We start from the raw sequence: 17,318 nt of genomic DNA on the forward strand, positions 1-17,318 counted from the left end.
CCGCGCCCCAGCTGCGTATCGTCGCTGCCGGTAGAGGGGGTTCTAGTGTTAACTCCAAACACCCGCAACACCAAAATCAACAAAATCACACTTTTCTGCAAAACAAATGTGAAAATAAAACAAAAACAACATCTTACACACAGATAAAGTCAGCAAACCTGCCCCAAAGTCAAAGCAAAATCCCGCCAAACCTTCACCAAACCAGAAGATCAAACCCGAGTCACACCAAACATCAAGACTTACCCACAGACTTACCAACAGAACTCAACAAAACTCATAGGAATCACACTCACAAAAACACGAAAGCCCCTCCCTCCGAGTCGGTCTAAAGCTTCAGCCCGGTGGCGTGTCCTTCATAGATGGCCTGCGCCGCCAATCGTGGTGCATTGGCGTCGCCAATCAGGTGCGGCGTCTTTCCAGCAGACAGCAGGGCATCCCGCAGGGACATATCGGCATGATTTGGAGTGGCCATGATCAGATCGGATGCCGCAAAAGTTTCGGTTCGTCCGGTCAACAGTGACAGGATCTGCGCCCCCTGCCCCGTCCAACTGGTGATGGCTGCATCGACAATAAAGCGCACATCCCGTTCGGCCAAAGCCCGGCGCAGGGCAAAATCAGTGGATGAGCGCTGGAGCTCTTTGCCAACCATCGCATCGGGAGAAACCAAAGTGACCTGATGCCCGGCTTCGGCCAGATACCAGGCCGTACCGCAACCGCGCCAATTGCCGCCTTCATCCAGAACAATGACCTGCCTGCCCAACCGGGCCCGCTTGGTCAGCACATCTTCGGCGGACCAGATATGGCCGCAGTCCAGTCCCGGCAGCTCAGTCAGATGCGGCAATGCCTTTTGAAAGCCGGTCTCGGTTGGCAGTGAGCCCGTTGCCAAGATGATTTCATCCGCCCCAAAGGCCACTATGTCATCCGCATCCAAATATGTGTTGAACCGCTGGTCCACGCCGAGCTTTGAAAGCTGCCGCTCATACCAGGACAGAAGATCCAGGATCTGGGCCCGCCTAGGCTGCAGCCCCGCCAGGCGAAACTGCCCGCCAGCGACCGGCCCGGCCTCTGCCAGCGTCACGCGATGACCGCGTTCGGCGGCGACCCGGGCGACTTCCAGTCCGGCGGGCCCTGCGCCGACCACAAGAACGGTCTTTGACGTTTGGACGGGCGTGAAGCGGTCGCCACCCCAGTCGGCCTCGCGCCCGACCGATGGGTTGATCAGGCAAGAGATCCAATAGTCACGCCCGCGCCGCCCCCAGCATTGTTGATTGCACGACAGGCATCCGCGGATATCTGCGCCGCGCCCCATCGCGGCTTTGTTCACCAGATGCGGGTCGGCAATCTGACCGCGCACGATAGAGACCAGATCGGCCTGCCCGGCCCCAAGTACTGTGTTCGCATTGTCCGGCGTGCGAATATGGCTTTCGGCCGTGACCAATGCTTGCGGTGTTGCTCCCTTGAGGGTTTCCGCCAGATCCACGCCCAGAAGCTCACCCTCCTGAAAGCTGGGAATGAGACGGGAGAAATCAAAATAGGAGCCGGACCCGACAGTGACATAGTCCATCAAGCCTTGGGCGTCATGCAGAGCGATGATCTCGCTCATGCTTTCGCGGCTCAGCGCGACCTCGACGCCGGGTTCGTCATTGACCGAAAGCCCCACGATAAAATGCTCACCGCAAGCCCGGCGAATACGGTGCAGGATCTCGCGGGAAAACCGCGTGCGGTTTTCCAGAGCCCCCCCCCATTTGTCATCACGCCTGTTGGAAAAGGGCGTCCAGAACTGATCCAGCAGGCAATGATAGGCGGCCCAGACCTCAACCCCATCAAATCCGGCTTTGCGGCAGCGGAGTGCTGCCTGCACAAAGCCCTCGATAATCTCTTCGATCTCGGACTCAGACATGGCATGGCTGGCGTCACTGTCGTGATAGCTCACCCCGCCCGAAGGAGACCAGGCGGCATGCCAGGAATTGTCCTGATCACCATGTGCGCCCACATGATAGAGCTGCTGGATCATCACAGCACCCGCCCGCTGGCAGGGTTCAACCAGCTTGCGGAAATGCGGGATCACCTCATCGGAGGCGGGACGGAAATTGCCACGCGTCAGCACCGCAGAGGCATGCACCGGCATCGGCTCCACCACAATCATGGCGGCGCCGCCCAGCGCACGCTCCAGATAGTAGGCGCAATGCGCGGCCCCCGGCAGGCCGTCCTGGGCCATATTGGTGGTATGGGCGCCAAAGACCACGCGGTTGCGCAGGGTCTTATGGCGCAGTTGCACCGGCTGGAACAGATGCGAATAGGGTGCCACGGTCAGCCCTCCAGTTTCGTCAAGCCTTCGACGAGACACGCGCCCATGCCCGCATCCACCATATGTTGGCGCAGGCGCTGGCTATAGCCACCCGGAGTATTCAGCGCCTCAATCAGATCATTCGCTTGGGTCTCTGACAGAGAGGTGGCGATAATCATGCGCAAAAACGCCTCACCCTGTGTGGGATCAGACACCCGGCTGCTGAGCCAGTCGGCTGCATCCGCAACCAGCCGTGCTACCGGCGACAGCACCGCTTGCGCGCAGAGATAGGCGTCAAGCTCGTCTGCGTTGCGCAGGGCAAAGACGGTGTTTGCAGGCGCAAAGATTTGATTCAGCAAATCACTGTCGCCCAGCGCCATGATGGCAGAGCCACCCCCGGCAATACTGGGAAACGGCATCATCACGGCTGCGGCGCGCGCAGGTGCTACCATAGCGGAGACCTGATCCAGATCCGCCCCCGCCATAAAGGAGACCACCTGCAGGTTCGGCGGAAAGGTCAGGGCGGTCAAGATTTCCGGTGCGGCCTCAAGCATCAGCCCCAGAAACACCACCTCGCTGTGATCCAGGACATCCTGCAGCGCGGCGATCTGCACTTCTGGGATCTGTGCCGCCAACTGGCCCGAGCGCGCCTGGGAACGCGCCGAGATGCGGATCTCATGACCCTGCCCTGCCAATCCGCGCACCACAGCGGACGCAATTGTGCCGGTGCCGATAAAACCCAGTCGCATATCAGATGTCCTTTATCAGGCGCAGGGCATCATAGATGGCCGCATGAGTGTTGCGCGCAGCCACGGCATCCCCAATTCGGAACAGCTGAAAAGCGCCTTTCGGATTGGTATTGACGGTCTGCGGGCGTCCCTCGATCAGCGCACTCTGATCAACCTCACCGCGGTTTGACGACAGGTCTTTCAGGTCGAAATAGAGCTCATCCAACGGCAGCGTGCCATAGTTCACCACCACCTGATCGTATTGCGCCTCAGATGTATGGCTGCTGTAGTCGGTGCCGATGGTGGCCGTCAGCTGATTGCCGCTTTGCGCGACAGAAAGCAGCCGCCGAGTGACGGTGAAGGTCACGTCCTTATCCTGCAAGGCACGCATGTAAGGTACCAGGTTCATCGCCATGATATCGGGCGCGAATGTGCGATCCGGGGTCATCACCTCGACGTGGGCACCGGCATTGGCGGCGACTTCAGCTGCCATGACACCGGGGTGATCACCGCTTTCGTCATAGATCAGCACATTGCTGCCCGGCTTCACATCGCCCGAAATTATATCCCAGCTGGTGACAAGATGCGCGGCTTCCTCGCAGGTTTCATGCAACATGGTGTTCGGCATGCCACCCGTCGCCACGATCACCACATCCGGATTGAGCGCCATCACATCCGCAGCCTCCGCCCAGGTATTAAACCGGAACTCCACATCACGCGCCGCGCATTGCGCCATGCGCCAGTCGACGATCGAGATCATCTCGGCCCGACGTGGGTTCTGCACCGTCAGGCGGATTTGGCCACCGGGGTCGGCGGCAGCCTCAAGGACCGTCACCGCATGTCCGCGTTCCGCTGCAACCCGTGCCGCCTCTAGCCCGCCGGGGCCAGCACCGATCACGACGACTTTCTTTTTCTCCGCCGCTAGCGGAATATCATGCGGCATGGTCACTTCGCGGCCCGTGGCCGGGTTGTGAATGCACAGGGCTTCGCCCGCCTGATAGATCCTGTCGAGACAATAGGTAGCGCCAACGCAGGGGCGAATGTCATCTTCGCGCCCCTCAATGATTTTGCGCACCACATGCGGATCCGCCATATGGGCGCGCGTCATGCCCACCATATCCAACAGGCCTGAGGCCACCGCATGGCGCGCTGTCGCCACATCGGGAATTTTGGAGGCATGAAAGGTCGGCATGCCCGTGGCCGCGCGCACGGAGCCCGCAAAATCCAGATGCGGTGCGTTTTTCATCCCCTGCACCGGGATCATGTCAGTCATCGCCGGATCCGTATGGATGCGGCCGCGATTGACGTTCAGATAGTCGACCTGACCTGTGTTTTTGAGGATCTTTGAAATCTCCACACCCATTTCGGGCGTGATACCCCCTTCATACGCCTCATCCGGGGCAAAGCGCACGCCCAAAACGAATTCATCCCCGACCCGTTTGCGCACAGCGGCAATGATATCGGTGGTCAACCGCATCCGGCTTTCCAGATGCTCCTTACCATAGGGGCCCTCCAGATCATTGGTCAGAGGCGAGATGAACTGGTCCAGCAAATGACCATGGGTCATGATCTCGACCCCGTCCATGCCACCCTCTTTCATCCGTTCTGCTGCATCCGCAAAATCCGAAATGATACGCGAGATATCCCAGTCTTCGGCCAATTTCGGAAAGGCATGATGCGCCGGTTCGCGGTGCCGGGTGGAGGACACCGCCGGCAGCCAGTCTCCCTTGTTCCAATGGGTGCGCCGCCCCAGATGCGTCAGCTGGATCATAACTGCCGCGCCGTGCTCATGCACCTGATCGGTCATGTTCCGGATCCAGGGCACCACCTCGTCCTTATAGGCGAGGATATTATTGAACACCGGCGGACTATTGCGCGACACCGCCGCCGAGCCGGCCGTCATCGTCAGCGCAACGCCCGCTTTGGCGCGTTCCGCATGATAGGCCGCGTAGCGCTGTTTGGGCATGCCATCTTCGGGATAGGCCGGCTCGTGGCTGGTCGTCATGATCCGATTGCGCAGGGTCAAGTGTTTCAGTTTATAGGGCTGCAACAGCGGGTCGCTGGACATGGGCATTTCTCCTCGGGGCGGCCTGGGGTCTTTTTGGGGTCTTAAGTTGCGATCTGCGAGTGATTGAAGCGACCGCCGAGGGCCAAGTACAGCCCTCGGACGCCATATTGTGGAGCTAGTACCAGGCGTCTGGTGCAGCATCCTTGGCCTTGGTGATGAATTCACGCAGCGCCTCGTCGGTACCGGGATCCATTGCCGGGGCTTGATAGGCGGCAAGCTGTGCCTTCCAGCGTGTATTGGCGCGACTTGCAGCATCAATGCCGCCCTGCTCATCCCAACTCTCCCAGGGTTGGTGGTCATCCATGGCACTGTCCCAATAGGCCGTCTGGTAGTGGCGCAGGGTGTGTTGTGTGGCAAACAGGTGCTGTCCGGGGCCGCCTTCGGCCAGGGCGTCAAAGCCCAGCGTGTCTTCGTTGACCTCGAACCCTTTGAGATAGGAATGCAGCGCGCCGCACAGATCGGCGTCCAGCATGAATTTTTCGTAGGACATCGACAAAAGCCCATCCAGAAAACCTGCAGAATGCAGTATGAAATTGGCCCCGCATTGTACCGCCGACATCATCGACATCATCGACTGCTGCATGGCCTGCCCGTCTGGCAGTTTCGAGGTCGAAAAGTTCCCCGCGCAGCGCAACGGCAGGTTCAGACGCCGCGCCAGCTGCCCCATCGCAAGGGACCCCAATGCAGGCTCAGGCGTTCCAAAGGTAGGTGAGCCGGTGCGCAGCGACATCGAACTGATAAAGGACGCCAGCACCGCAGGCGATCCCGGCCGCACCAGCTGCGTGATGGCACAAGACACCATGCTTTCGGCCAGACACTGCGCCACAGATCCTGCAACGGTCAGCGGCGACACCGCGCCGCCCAGCAAGAACGGCAAATGGATCGACCCCTGCCCGGCGGCGGCATAGGCGCGAATACCCTGGGTTGTCACCCCGTCCAGAACCATCGGCGAGGTGGTGTTGAAATTGCCCATTATAACGCAGTTCTGGTCGACAAAATCAGCGCCAAACAGGATACGACACATCTCTATACTGTCTTCAGCGCGCTCGGGCGCTGTGATCGAGCCCAGAAAAGCACGATCAGAATAGCGCATATGGGCATAGACCATATCCAAGTGACGCTTGTTCACCGCGATATCTGTCGGCTCGCAAATGGTGCCACCGGAATGGTGCAGATTTGGGCTCATCTGTGCCAGTTTCACGAAGTTTTCAAAATCCGCGATTGTGCCGTAGCGCCGCCCCTTTTCGAGATCCATCACGAAGGGAGAGCCATAGGAAGGCGCCATTACCATGGCATCGCCACCGATCTCGACCGAATTGGCCGGGTTGCGGGCGTGCTGGGTAAAACGCGCCGGTGCGGTCTTGAGGATTTCGCGGATCATGCCGGGGGCAAATTTCAAATTCCAGCTGTTCGAAGTCAAATCTGTGACTTGGGCGCCGGCAGCGCGAAACAGCTCTACCACTTCGGGGTCTTCGCGAAACTCGATACCGATCTCGGCCATAATCCGATCTGCGGTCGCTTCGATCTGGTCCAGGCTTTCGTCTGACAGGATGTCATAGGTCGGAATTTTGCGGGTAATAAAAGGCACGCGCAGGTGATCATTCTGGCCTGGCTCTGCAGAACGGCCCTCACCGCGGCGAGATCGACGTCCTCGTGGTTTTTGCTGCGTGGCTTCCATGCCTTCTGACCTCCCAAAAGCTGCGTCACCTGACATATGTGTCGATAAACAAGCCGCACCTGTCAACTCCATTGCGACTTGAGCATGTCGGTGTTAGGACATCCGCATGAATATTCAGGACAGATCCCGCCCGCCGACCTCGGAAGAGGCCTGGCTGACCGCCGCCTACGAGCAACTGACCCGGCACGGTGTGGAATCGGTCAAGATCATGCCTCTGGCCAAACAACTGGGGGTTTCACGCACTAGTTTCTATTGGCATTTCAAGGATCGTGACGCCCTGCTAGAGGCGATGATCCGGCATTGGGAAGACAAGAACACTGGCAACCTAGTCGCGCGGACAGAAGCCTATGCTGCCAATGTGTTTGAGGCGGTGTTCAACCTGTTTGATTGCTGGTTGGACCCTGAGCTGTTTGATTCCCGTCTGGATCTGGCGATCCGCAACTGGGCGCGCAACGATGCGGATCTGCAAATCCGCCTGAATCAGGCCGATGCCCGCCGCGAGGCCGCTATGGCTGCTATGCTGGTTCGGTTTGGCTATGGCGCCGAGACCGCATTGGTGCGCGCACGTACCATGGTTTACACGCAGATTGGTTATATCTCGATGCAGATCCATGAACAGGCCGCCGACCGACTGGCCCAGATGCCTCAATACGTCGAGGTTTTCACTGGCAAGGCTCCGGGTCGGGACGATATCGATCGTTTCATGTCGCGCCATCAGCGCGCAAAAAACTAGGCCAGCTACATCTGCGCAGGAAGGTCAAAAAACTCCGATTGATGGGCACGGAAATACCGCCGCAACGCATCCTTCAACACTTGCGCCTTTTTTGACTGCAGCAGATCCCGGTGGCTGAGCACCCAGATTGGCGCGTAATCCTGTGGCGCCACCTGTGGAAGCGGCACCAGGTCTGGCAGATCACGCGCCAGAAACAGCGGCATCCGAAGCGCCCCCAGCCCGGCTCGCGCCGCCGCGACCATTGACGACATATCGTCAAACCGTGCGCGGATATGAAAATTCGGATAGTGTTTCTGGGCACTCTGCGGCGGGCTGTCATAGGCAGTATAGACGACCCAGTTCAAAACCGCCTGCGGGTCCGCAGCCGCCGCCGCGGCCAGCGGGGGCGTCGCAAAACAGCCATTGCGCTGATCGCACAAGCGATGCCCTACCAGCGTATCACCGGGCGAAGCACTGATACGGATCGCCAGATCAGCCTCGCGCCGGGTCAGATCCAGGATCTCGTTTGTGGCGCGGACTGTCAGTTCAATATCGGGGTACTGGTCGCAAAACCCGGTGATCAGCGGTGCCAGATGACTTTGGATCAAAAGCTGCGGCGCGGTCAAAACCAAAGGCCCGCTGAGGCTCTGGTCCCTGCCGGTCAACTGCCGCATGATCTGGTGTTCCTCCGCCTCCATCCGCGCAGCGGCAGCGGCCAGATCGCAGGCCTCTTGCATTGGCAGATACCCTTCGGGACGGCGTTCGAACAATGCGCGACCAAGCTGCTCCTCAGCACGCTGCACCCGGCGGGCCACAGTGGTGTAAGTCACCGACAGATCATCAGCTGCCGCCGCGAGCGTTCCACCCCGTACTAGGGCCAAAATCGTTCGCATGTCGTCCCAGTTGAATTGCATACATGCATTTACGCATGGCCAACACAAAAAAGCATGTGTTTTATCACGGCCTGACCTGCCCCATCTGTGCTGCATCACAAGGAAAGGACAAAAGATGGCTTATGTTTATGTGAACCTGCTGGTGGAAAACCCTGACACTATGGCAGCCTACCGCGAGAAAGCCGGAGCAGCCTTGCAAAAGCACGGCGCCACGGTTCTGGTTTCGGCGCCAAGTCAAACCGTGATTGAAGGCCGCCGGGATGAGACCGGCATTGGGGTTCTTCTTGAATTTGCGGATGTCGATGCCGCCAAGGCGTGGATCAATGACCCCGAACTGCAGGAAACACATGCCCTGCGGCGCTCAGCCGGCAAGAGCGCCATCACGCTGCTTGGGTAACACCAGAGACACAGGTTCTCCCATCCAGCGCAAAAGAAAAAGGGCGCGGTGCCTATATGGTCCCGCGCCCTTTCGTTTGACTGTGTTGCAAAAACTTACTCTGCTGCCATCTGGCTATTCGCCTTCTCGACCTTTACGGCCGCAAATTTGAACTCTGGAATTTTCCCGTAAGGGTCCAGCGCCGGGTTGGTCAGGATATTGGCCGCCGCCTCGACATAGGCAAAGGGCACAAAGACCATGTCCTCGGCGATGGCGCGATCCGCCCGCGCCATGATCTCGATCGAGCCCCGTCGCGTCGACAGGCGCACCATCTCACCTGGCTCCACGCCCATGGCGCGCAGGGTTTTGGGATGTAGCGAACAGTTCGCCTCTGGCTCCACCGCGTCCAGAACCAGCGAACGCCGTGTCATCGAGCCCGTGTGCCAGTGCTCCAGCTGACGACCCGTTGTCATGATCATCGGATAATCCGCATCCGGGGCCTCATCCGGGGCAATCACCGAGGCAGGCGTAAAGCGCGCACGCCCTTCGGGGCGTGGGAAGCCATCGCCAAACACAATCGCCTGACCGGGATCGGTCTCGTGGAGCGACGGATAGGTAATCGTTTCCGTCTCCAAGCGGTCCCAGGTGATGTTGTTCAACGATTTCATGTTGAGCTTCATCTCGGCAAAGACCTCTGAGACATCTTTGTAGTCCCACGGCAAGCCAATGCGCTGTGCCAGTTCAACCGTGATCTGCCAATCCTCGCGCGCTTCACCCGGAGGCGCCACTGCCGGACGGACCCGCTGAACCTGACGGTTGGTATTGGAGACGGTGCCGTTCTTTTCATAAAGCGCCGAGGCCGGCAGGATGATATCGGCAAAGTTCGCCGTCTCGGTCAGGAAGATGTCCTGCACGATCATCAGATCCAGCTTGGCAAAGGCCTCGCGGGCGTGATCAGCATCCGGGTCCGACATCGCCGGGTTTTCACCCTGGATATACATGCCCTTGATGTTGCCCGCATAAGCCTGATCCACGATCTCGGTCACGGTGAGGCCCTTCGCGTTAGAGAAGTCGCCGCCGCCCCAGACGTCCGAGAAAGACCGACGTACGTCATCCGAAGTCACGGTTTGGTAGTCGGGCAGGAACATCGGCACCAGACCAGCATCCGAAGCCCCCTGCACGTTGTTCTGTCCCCGCAGAGGGTGCAGACCAGCACCGGGTTTGCCGACATTGCCGGTCATCAGCGCAAGGCTGATCAGGCAACGTGAATTATCGGTGCCGTGGATGTGCTGCGACACCCCCATGCCCCAGAAAATCAGGCCGGCATTTGCCTTGGCAAAGAGACGCGCGACACGGCGCAGCTGCTCGGATTCTATACCGCAGATCTCGGACATCTTTTCAGGGCTAAAGTCCTTGAGATGCTCCTTCTCTGCTTCCCAGTTTTCCGTGCGCAGCTTGATGTAGTCTGCGTCATAAAGCTCTTCTTCGACGATCACATGCATGATCGCGTTCAGCATCGACACGTCGGCTCCGGGACGGAACTGCAGCATTTCGGTTGCGTAACGACGCATGCCTACACCGCGCGGATCCATCACGATCAGTTTGCCACCGCGCTTGGTGAACTGCTTGAAATAGGTCGCAGCAACAGGGTGGTTTTCAATCGGGTTGGAGCCGATGATAATCGCCACATCAGCGTTTTCGATCTCGTTGAACGTCGCCGTCACCGCACCAGAACCCACATTTTCGATCAGCGCCGTCACCGATGAGGCATGGCAGAGCCGGGTACAGTGGTCGACGTTGTTGTGTTTGAACCCCTGACGGATGAACTTCTGAAAAAGATAAGCCTCTTCATTGGTGCATTTCGCCGAGCCAAAGCCCGCCACCGAGCGCGGATCTTCATCGCGCAGCGCCTTCAGGCGGCTGCCTGCCAGATCCATCGCCTCTTCCCAGGAAGCTTCGCGAAAATGGGTCAACAGGTCACCGGGATCGACGTTCAGTCCCTTGGCTGGCGCATCCTCGCGTCGGATCAGCGGCTTGGTCAGGCGGTGTGGGTGATGGATGTAGTCAAAACCAAACCTGCCTTTGACGCACAACCGGCCTTCGTTGGCGGGGCCGTTGATGCCCTCGACATATTTGACCTTACCGTCCTTGACCTTAAGCGAGACCTTGCAGCCAACACCGCAGAAGGGGCAGACACTTTCGGTTTCACTGTCAAAATCCGCGCGGTCCCCGATCTGGTTTTCATCAACCACAGTCGCGGGCATCAAGGCCCCCGTCGGACAGGCCTGCACACATTCGCCGCAGGCCACACAGGACGAGCCCCCCATAGGGTCAGCGATATCAAAGGTCGGATAAGCATCATGGCCACGACCAGCCATGCCGATCACGTCATTGACCTGAACCTCACGACAAGCGCGCACGCACAATCCACAGGAAATGCAGGCATCCAGGTTCACCGACATCGCAACATGGCTGTCGTCAAGCAGCGGAATGCGGCCCTCTTCCAGCTTGGGAAAACGCGACTCCGAAACCCCGTTCAGGTCCGCCATTTCCCACAGATGCGAGGACTTATCATGTGCTTCTTCCGGCTTGGGCTGGTCCGCGACCAGCAGCTCCATCACCATTTTGCGGGCATTTTCAGCCCGCGCATTGTTGGTGGTGACAACCATGCCCTCGACGGGTTCGCGAATGCATGAGGCCGCCAGTGTGCGCTCGCCTTCGATCTCAACCATGCAGGCGCGGCAGTTGCCATCGGGGCGGTAGCCCGGCTGCGGCTTGTGGCACAGGTGAGGAATTTTCAGCCCGCGACCGTTGGCGACTTCCCAGATGGTCAGGCCAGCCTCGGCGGTGACTTCTGCGCCATCAAGGGTAAAGGTGACTTGTTCAGACATGGCTCAGACCTCCTCGGGGAAGTGTTTGATGGTCAGACGGATGGGATTAGGGGCAGCCTGGCCCAAACCGCAGATCGAGGTATCAACCATGGCAGCACTCAGCTCTTCCAGGAGATCCTGATCCCACTTCTTTTCGCTCATCAGCTTGACGGCTTTTTCGCAACCTACCCGGCAGGGGGTGCACTGGCCGCAGCTTTCGTCCTCGAAAAATCGCAGCATGTTCAGGGCTGCATCACGCGCGCTGTCCTGATCCGACAGAACCACAACCGCGGCGGAGCCAATAAAAGTGCCATGCGGCTGCAGGGTGTCAAAATCCAGCGGCACATCATGCATCGATGCGGGCAGCAGACCGGAGGACGGACCTCCGGGCTGGTAGGCTTTGAAGGCGTGACCTTCAAGCATCCCGCCGCAAGCCGCGATAATGTCGGTGATGGTGGAGCCCGCAGGCAACAGGTGCACGCCGGGATTGTTGACGCGACCAGACACCGAATAGCTGCGCAGGCCCTTGCGTCCGTTCTTTTCAACCGAATTCAGGCATTCAGGGCCTTCGCGATTGATCTTGCAGACCCAAAGCAGCGTTTCCACGTTGTGCACCAGAGTCGGACGACCAAAGATACCCACCTGCGCCACAAAAGGAGGGCGGTGACGAGGTTCACCCCGTTTGCCTTCGATCGACTCGATCATCGCACTTTCTTCTCCGCAGATATAAGCGCCAGCGCCACGGCGCAGGTCAATATACCCAGCTTCGACAATGCCCGCCGCTTCGAGGGCTTTTATTTCGGTTGCGAGGATCTTCAGTACAGCCGGGTATTCATCCCGCATGTAGATGAAGCATTTTTCAGCTTCGACCGCCCAGGCAGCCATCAGCATGCCCTCAAGGAAGACATGCGGCGTGCGCTCAAGATAGTAGCGATCCTTGAACGTGCCCGGCTCGCCTTCATCACCGTTTACGGCAAGATAACGCGTGCCTTCATTGGCGCGTACAAAGCCCCATTTGGTACCCGAAGGAAAACCAGCGCCGCCAAGGCCCCGCAGGCCAGCCTCTTTGATTTTGGCCTGAACTGCTTCCCAATCGCCATTAGCGCGCAGTTCTTTCAGGACAGCGTAGCCACCTTCGGCCTCATAGGCAGCAAAGGCTTCGTAGGCAGGAACATGGGCATGGGTGTCGTCGGCAGCAATGGCTGCTTCGACCTTTTCGACCGTGGCGTGATCGATATGGTTGTGACCGATCTCCAGCACCGGAGCGGTGTCGCAACGCCCCATGCAGGGGGCCCGCAGCACACGCACTTGTGAAGCGTCCAGCCCATCTTCGAGCGCCTTTTGCAGCTGCGCCGCACCTGCCATTTCGCAAGATAGGGAATCGCAAACCCGGATGGTCAGGGCTGGTGGCGGGGTGTCATCTTCGCGTACCACATCAAAATGGGCATAAAAGGACGCAACCTCAAAAATCTCGGCCTGACCGGTGCGCATCTCTTCCGCCAGGGCACGAATATGCGCGGCACTCAGATGACCGTAAGCATCCTGAATAAGATGCAGAAATTCGATCAGCATATCCCGGTTACGGGGCTGGTCGCCCAGAAGTTCCAGAACCTCGCTATGCGCCTGATCGTCCAGCTGACGGCCCTTGGGAGTTTTACGCCCCTTGCCTTTGCCGGATTTCCAGACGCCCTTGCTATTGTCCAATGGTGCCACGCTGACCTCCAAAATATTCGCACGTGCGTTTTACGGGCACATGTCATCAGGAAATCATATCGTCAAATCTAATGTGAAGAATGCACAATAACGAAAACTTATTGCGCAAAGGCGGCAACCACACGCCGCAAAGAGGCCACTGTCGTCAGTTCCGGGTTACGCTGCAGACTCGCGAGACAAATCGGACGTGCCTGCGCGGCGGCTTCGCCTTCATCCACCAGCGCCAAGGCTCTGGTGCCACTGATCTCGCCCAGCGCATCGGCCAGCGCCTTTGGCAAGATGGTGGCCACTGCCCCCTCACGCGCCATGATCATCGCTGACATAAAGCCGCTGGATTCAGACATCACTTCGGGCTTCAGGTCCAGCGCCGCAAAGATCCGGTCCAGAATGCGCCGGTTCTGCATCCCCGGCTCCAGCAGGCTCAGGGGCAGATCCGCGGCAGCCTGCCAGCTGATCTCTTCCGCGCCCGACTGCACCATAGCCTCGGGGGCCAGCAGCACGTAGCTTTCTTCGTAAAGATCGGTAATCGTCACCAGGCCCGGCGGCACACTATCGCTATAGGTCACGCCTGCATCAATGGTTCCGTCCAGAATGCGCTGCTGGATCGCCATCGAGGTGGTGACATCAATATGCACCAGCACCCTTGGATGCACCTCATGCAGGCGATTGACCACCTGGGCGGCAAAGGCGGTGGCCGTGGGCACGACCCCCAGCATCAAAGTTCCGGTGACCTCCCCGCGCGAGGCGGCAATCTCTTGGTCCAGCGCCTTGGCATCATCCAGAATGCCGCGCGCCCGACGCACGATCATCTCACCTTCGCCAGTGAGGCCCTGATAGCGATTGCCGCGCCGCACAATCGACAGGCCCAGCTTTTCTTCGAGATTGCGAATGCGCATGGAAAAGGCCGGCTGAGACATCCCGCAGTCCTTTGCTGCTTTGGCAAAGTGCTGGTGTCGCGCCAGGGCGGTCAAAAGCTGAAGGTCTCTGAGTTCGATCATTGCGCCACCATAGGGGCTGCACGGGGTAAGGTGCAATCGGCCTCGCGTACCGGGGCAACAACCATAGGCCTGGCAGCAGTTAAACTGCTGAAAGAATCCATCAATAGATGCCGCGAATCGCGCCAGAAAGTTTCTGTTGCGCCATCAAATGTCGCCCTTGAGTGAATTTCCTACCGCATCTTCGCCCGCAAATGGGGTGGCAAACTGCCCCTTTGAAACCGACAATCACTAAAGTTTTTCTTAAATCACACCCATTCAGCCCTTCGTAAAACCATCAAAAAAATTTGGCGACCTCAGTTTTCTCGGCGCGCTATCAGCACCTTACCCAAAACCGCTCCGAAAAGACCCTGAGCTGCTCGGAAAGGACAATCCTGCGCCTTTATTTCGTAAACCCGCAACTGCTTCTGCGCGTTAACACCCCAGTAAGCCCCCTAAACATAGTGTTTTTGCACCTCTTTTGGACGGAACATGCTGAGGAGCATCCCGATGCGTATGATGACTATCGCTACTCTGCTTGCCTTTGCGGCCCTGCCTGCGGCCGCAACTGACTATCAGACTGCGATGCAAGACTATCTTGAGAACAACATACAAAGCTGGGCGCAGGCGCCTGTCTTGGTCACTGCGATAGCCCGTCAGAACGCTGAAACCCAAGGCTACAGCCAGCACGATATCAACCTCCTCGACAAGCAATGGCGCGCAGCAGTCGAAGCGGCCAAGACCGAGCCCCTCGCCCCGGTCCTGCAAAATGCCGCCGCCGATTTTTTGCGCCAGCAGATTAGCCTATCCGATGGCCGCATCACGGAGATCTTCATCATGGATGCCCAGGGATTGAATGTGGCCGCCTCTGGCGCGACCTCGGATTTCTGGCAGGGTGACGAGGCCAAGTTCCAAAAAACTTATAGTGTCGGCAAAAATGCCAGACATTTTGGTGCTGTCGAATTGGATCAATCCAGCCGTCACTATCAGGCACAAATCTCGCTGACGATCACTGACGCCAGCACTGAGACCGCCATCGGGGCCATGACTGTCGGCGTCGACGCCGACTCTCTGATGTAATTCAAATTCCCTTCCTTCACTTCCTCGAGCCAAAGACCCACTCAAAACTAGCTCACTTACAAAGGTGTATCCATGAAAGCTCGCATTCCCTCGATCCCTCTATTTAAAGGCATGTCAGTCTTCATGAAGTGCTGCTTGCTGATTGCCGCGACAACCCTGGTTGTGGCGGGGGCACTCACGGTCAGAAGTGACAGCACCTTTGAGGCTGCTGTCGAAAAGGGCGTACAGACTCTCGGCAATGGCGTCACAATCACCGTGGCTGCACGTAGCGGCGGTTCAATTCGCTTTGGTGACGCTGAACGCCTTTCAGCGGACATCTCCAAAATCCTGGAACTCTCGGAAGGGCGCGCCCTGTTTGGTGTTGCGGTAAACAGCAAAGGCAAGGTTGTCGCCAGTGCCGGAGAAGCAAGTGAAACAGATATCGAAGCGCTTGCCCTTTTGGGCGCTGCATCTGCGGAAACCGGTTTATTGGAAGCCAGCCCAGACGGCTACTTCATTGCGGCACCTGCAATGGCCGGCGCCAATGCTGACGTACTGGTTGGCTCGATAGCGATGATCTGGTCCCCTGAACGAGCCTTTGCCGAAGCCGCAACTGACCTGATGATGACCCATATCTTTGCTGGGGTTTCCTTTGTGGTCATGTGCCTGTTGTCCGCCCTCGCCCTGCGCTCCATTCTGTCGCGCCCCCTGCAGGCTGTTGGTCAGACGATCAATGTGATTGCTGATGGCGACTATGCACAACCGGTTCCACTGCTGGACCGACGCGATGAAATGGGTGCCATTGCCCGCAATATCGACAACCTGAAAACCCAGCTTGCCGCAGCCCATGAGGTCGAGCTTGAACGCCAAGTGGCCCAGAAAAACCAAAAACAGGTGGTCGACCGGTTGAACCGCGCCTTGCAGCATATGTCTGACGGTGATCTCACCCATACCATCAACACCCCATTCAAAGGCGAATACGAAAGCCTGCGCAAGAACTACAACGCCACGCTCACAACCATGGTCGCCATCATGAACGCCGTGGTCGAAAGTTCCAGCCGGATCCGCGCCAGCGCCGAAGAGCTGAGCCAGTCTTCGAATGATTTGTCACAGCGCACCGAAAGCCAGGCTGCGACCCTGGAAGAAACAGCCGCCGCAATGGAAGAGCTGACCGTGAGCGTGCAATCCGCCGCAGACGGGGCCCGCGAGGTCGAGACAATCGTCACCGAGGCTCAGGACAGCGCGCGTCAAAGCGGCCAGGTGGTGACAGATGCCGTCAACGCCATGTCGCAGATCGAAGACTCCTCCAACAAGATCTCGCAGATCATCTCGGTGATTGATGATATCTCCTTCCAGACCAATCTGCTGGCGCTGAACGCCGGGGTCGAGGCGGCCCGGGCCGGAGAAGCCGGACGAGGTTTTGCCGTGGTTGCCTCCGAGGTTCGGGCCCTGGCGCAGCGCTCCTCTGATGCGGCACAGGAAATCAAACTGCTGATCTCCGAAAGCTCGCAACATGTATCTAAGGGCGTCGATCTTGTCGGCAAGGCCGGTGGAGAACTGGACAGCATCATTGATCGGGTCGGCACGATTTCCAGCCATGTGTCGCAGATTGCCCAAGGTGCCAATGAACAATCCACCACCCTTCTTGAAATCAATACCGGCGTCACGCAACTGGATCAGGTGACCCAGCACAATGCCGCCATGGTCGAAGAAAGCACTGCAGCCAGCCAGATCCTGCGCAATGACGCCGGCGAGTTGGCAACTCAGGTCGCAGTTTTCAAGACCGGTGCTGAAACAGATGGAGCAAAGACACCTGTCAAAGCAGCCGCACCGGCACCTGCCGCACATGCGGAGCTTGATCAGGCCAATGACGATTTCTTTGCCGATGACCCAGCTCCGGCTGCCCTGCCCAAGGCTGTTGGCTGGGACGATTTTTAAGACACAGGCGAGCCCGGATCAA

12 protein-coding genes are annotated in these 17,318 nt (G+C 58.5%); 4 read left to right on the forward strand and 8 right to left on the reverse strand.

Annotated elements, in window-relative coordinates:
- Positions 1 to 325 precede the first annotated feature (325 nt).
- From PH5382_RS14740 to PH5382_RS14755, 4 genes are all read right to left on the reverse strand, one after another.
- On the reverse strand, positions 326 to 2,308 hold the full coding sequence (locus PH5382_RS14740) for an oxidoreductase (RefSeq protein WP_058335162.1): 1,983 nt from the start codon (positions 2,306 to 2,308) through the stop codon (positions 326 to 328).
- 2 nt (positions 2,309 to 2,310) lie between these two features.
- Positions 2,311 to 3,036 carry an NAD(P)-binding domain-containing protein gene (locus tag PH5382_RS14745; protein ID WP_058335163.1) on the reverse strand — a complete coding sequence of 242 codons (726 nt, stop codon included), beginning with the start codon at positions 3,034 to 3,036 and terminating at the stop codon, positions 2,311 to 2,313.
- Position 3,037: 1 nt separating this feature from the next.
- The gene (locus tag PH5382_RS14750) at positions 3,038 to 5,083 is read right to left on the reverse strand and encodes an NADH:flavin oxidoreductase (RefSeq protein WP_058335164.1); all 2,046 of its coding nucleotides are present in this window, start codon (positions 5,081 to 5,083) and stop codon (positions 3,038 to 3,040) included.
- Positions 5,084 to 5,198: 115 nt separating this feature from the next.
- Positions 5,199 to 6,797 (reverse strand): trimethylamine methyltransferase family protein, encoded by a 1,599-nt coding sequence (locus PH5382_RS14755; protein ID WP_156414927.1) that lies wholly within the window; start codon positions 6,795 to 6,797, stop codon positions 5,199 to 5,201.
- 70 nt (positions 6,798 to 6,867) lie between these two features.
- Between PH5382_RS14755 and PH5382_RS14760 the strand changes: the two genes are divergently transcribed.
- Positions 6,868 to 7,494: a TetR/AcrR family transcriptional regulator gene (locus tag PH5382_RS14760; RefSeq protein ID WP_058335166.1), complete on the forward strand. Its 627-nt coding sequence runs from the start codon at positions 6,868 to 6,870 to the stop codon at positions 7,492 to 7,494.
- A 5-nt stretch (positions 7,495 to 7,499) separates the two neighbouring features.
- On the opposite strand, the gene PH5382_RS14765 is transcribed toward PH5382_RS14760, so the two are convergent.
- Positions 7,500 to 8,366: a LysR family transcriptional regulator gene (locus PH5382_RS14765; RefSeq protein WP_231751897.1), complete on the reverse strand. Its 867-nt coding sequence runs from the start codon at positions 8,364 to 8,366 to the stop codon at positions 7,500 to 7,502.
- Between the two features lie 115 nt (positions 8,367 to 8,481).
- Between PH5382_RS14765 and PH5382_RS14770 the strand changes: the two genes are divergently transcribed.
- Positions 8,482 to 8,763, forward strand: a complete 282-nt coding sequence (locus PH5382_RS14770; RefSeq protein ID WP_058335168.1) for a DUF1330 domain-containing protein — start codon at positions 8,482 to 8,484, stop codon at positions 8,761 to 8,763.
- Between the two features lie 95 nt (positions 8,764 to 8,858).
- Here the strand turns inward: PH5382_RS14770 and fdhF are convergent, their stop codons facing one another.
- The 3 genes from fdhF to PH5382_RS14785 all read right to left on the reverse strand — a co-directional run bounded on the left by fdhF (position 8,859) and on the right by PH5382_RS14785 (position 14,323).
- Positions 8,859 to 11,633, reverse strand: a complete 2,775-nt coding sequence (gene fdhF, locus PH5382_RS14775; protein WP_058335169.1) for a formate dehydrogenase subunit alpha — start codon at positions 11,631 to 11,633, stop codon at positions 8,859 to 8,861.
- A 3-nt stretch (positions 11,634 to 11,636) separates the two neighbouring features.
- Positions 11,637 to 13,325: an NAD(P)H-dependent oxidoreductase subunit E gene (locus PH5382_RS14780; protein ID WP_058335170.1), complete on the reverse strand. Its 1,689-nt coding sequence runs from the start codon at positions 13,323 to 13,325 to the stop codon at positions 11,637 to 11,639.
- Positions 13,326 to 13,423: 98 nt separating this feature from the next.
- Entirely contained in the window at positions 13,424 to 14,323 is a 900-nt protein-coding gene (locus tag PH5382_RS14785) for a LysR family transcriptional regulator (RefSeq protein WP_058335171.1), read from the reverse strand.
- Between the two features lie 486 nt (positions 14,324 to 14,809).
- On the opposite strand from PH5382_RS14785, the gene PH5382_RS14790 reads away from it, so the two are divergent.
- Both PH5382_RS14790 and PH5382_RS14795 read left to right on the forward strand, forming a co-directional pair.
- Positions 14,810 to 15,379, forward strand: a complete 570-nt coding sequence (locus PH5382_RS14790) for a hypothetical protein (protein ID WP_058335172.1) — start codon at positions 14,810 to 14,812, stop codon at positions 15,377 to 15,379.
- Between the two features lie 72 nt (positions 15,380 to 15,451).
- A complete protein-coding gene (locus tag PH5382_RS14795; protein WP_058335173.1) occupies positions 15,452 to 17,296 on the forward strand; it encodes a methyl-accepting chemotaxis protein in 1,845 nt (614 codons plus the stop codon).
- The last annotated feature ends 22 nt before the right edge of the window (positions 17,297 to 17,318 follow it).

Source organism: Phaeobacter sp. CECT 5382 (assembly GCF_001457775.1).
Classification (GTDB): Bacteria; Pseudomonadota; Alphaproteobacteria; order Rhodobacterales; family Rhodobacteraceae; genus Pseudophaeobacter.

What these genes read in the sequence shown, in the direction of transcription:
- PH5382_RS14750 (WP_058335164.1), bottom strand. Translation starts at nt 5,083, where the DNA reads ATGTCCAGCGACCCGCTGTTGCAGCCCTATAAACTGAAACACTTGACC.
- PH5382_RS14785 (WP_058335171.1), bottom strand. Translation starts at nt 14,323, where the DNA reads ATGATCGAACTCAGAGACCTTCAGCTTTTGACCGCCCTGGCGCGACAC.
- PH5382_RS14770 (WP_058335168.1), top strand. Translation starts at nt 8,482, where the DNA reads ATGGCTTATGTTTATGTGAACCTGCTGGTGGAAAACCCTGACACTATG.
- PH5382_RS14755 (WP_156414927.1), bottom strand. Translation starts at nt 6,797, where the DNA reads ATGTCAGGTGACGCAGCTTTTGGGAGGTCAGAAGGCATGGAAGCCACG.
- PH5382_RS14790 (WP_058335172.1), top strand. Translation starts at nt 14,810, where the DNA reads ATGCGTATGATGACTATCGCTACTCTGCTTGCCTTTGCGGCCCTGCCT.
- PH5382_RS14760 (WP_058335166.1), top strand. Translation starts at nt 6,868, where the DNA reads ATGAATATTCAGGACAGATCCCGCCCGCCGACCTCGGAAGAGGCCTGG.
- PH5382_RS14765 (WP_231751897.1), bottom strand. Translation starts at nt 8,366, where the DNA reads ATGCGAACGATTTTGGCCCTAGTACGGGGTGGAACGCTCGCGGCGGCA.
- fdhF (WP_058335169.1), bottom strand. Translation starts at nt 11,633, where the DNA reads ATGTCTGAACAAGTCACCTTTACCCTTGATGGCGCAGAAGTCACCGCC.
- PH5382_RS14795 (WP_058335173.1), top strand. Translation starts at nt 15,452, where the DNA reads ATGAAAGCTCGCATTCCCTCGATCCCTCTATTTAAAGGCATGTCAGTC.
- PH5382_RS14745 (WP_058335163.1), bottom strand. Translation starts at nt 3,036, where the DNA reads ATGCGACTGGGTTTTATCGGCACCGGCACAATTGCGTCCGCTGTGGTG.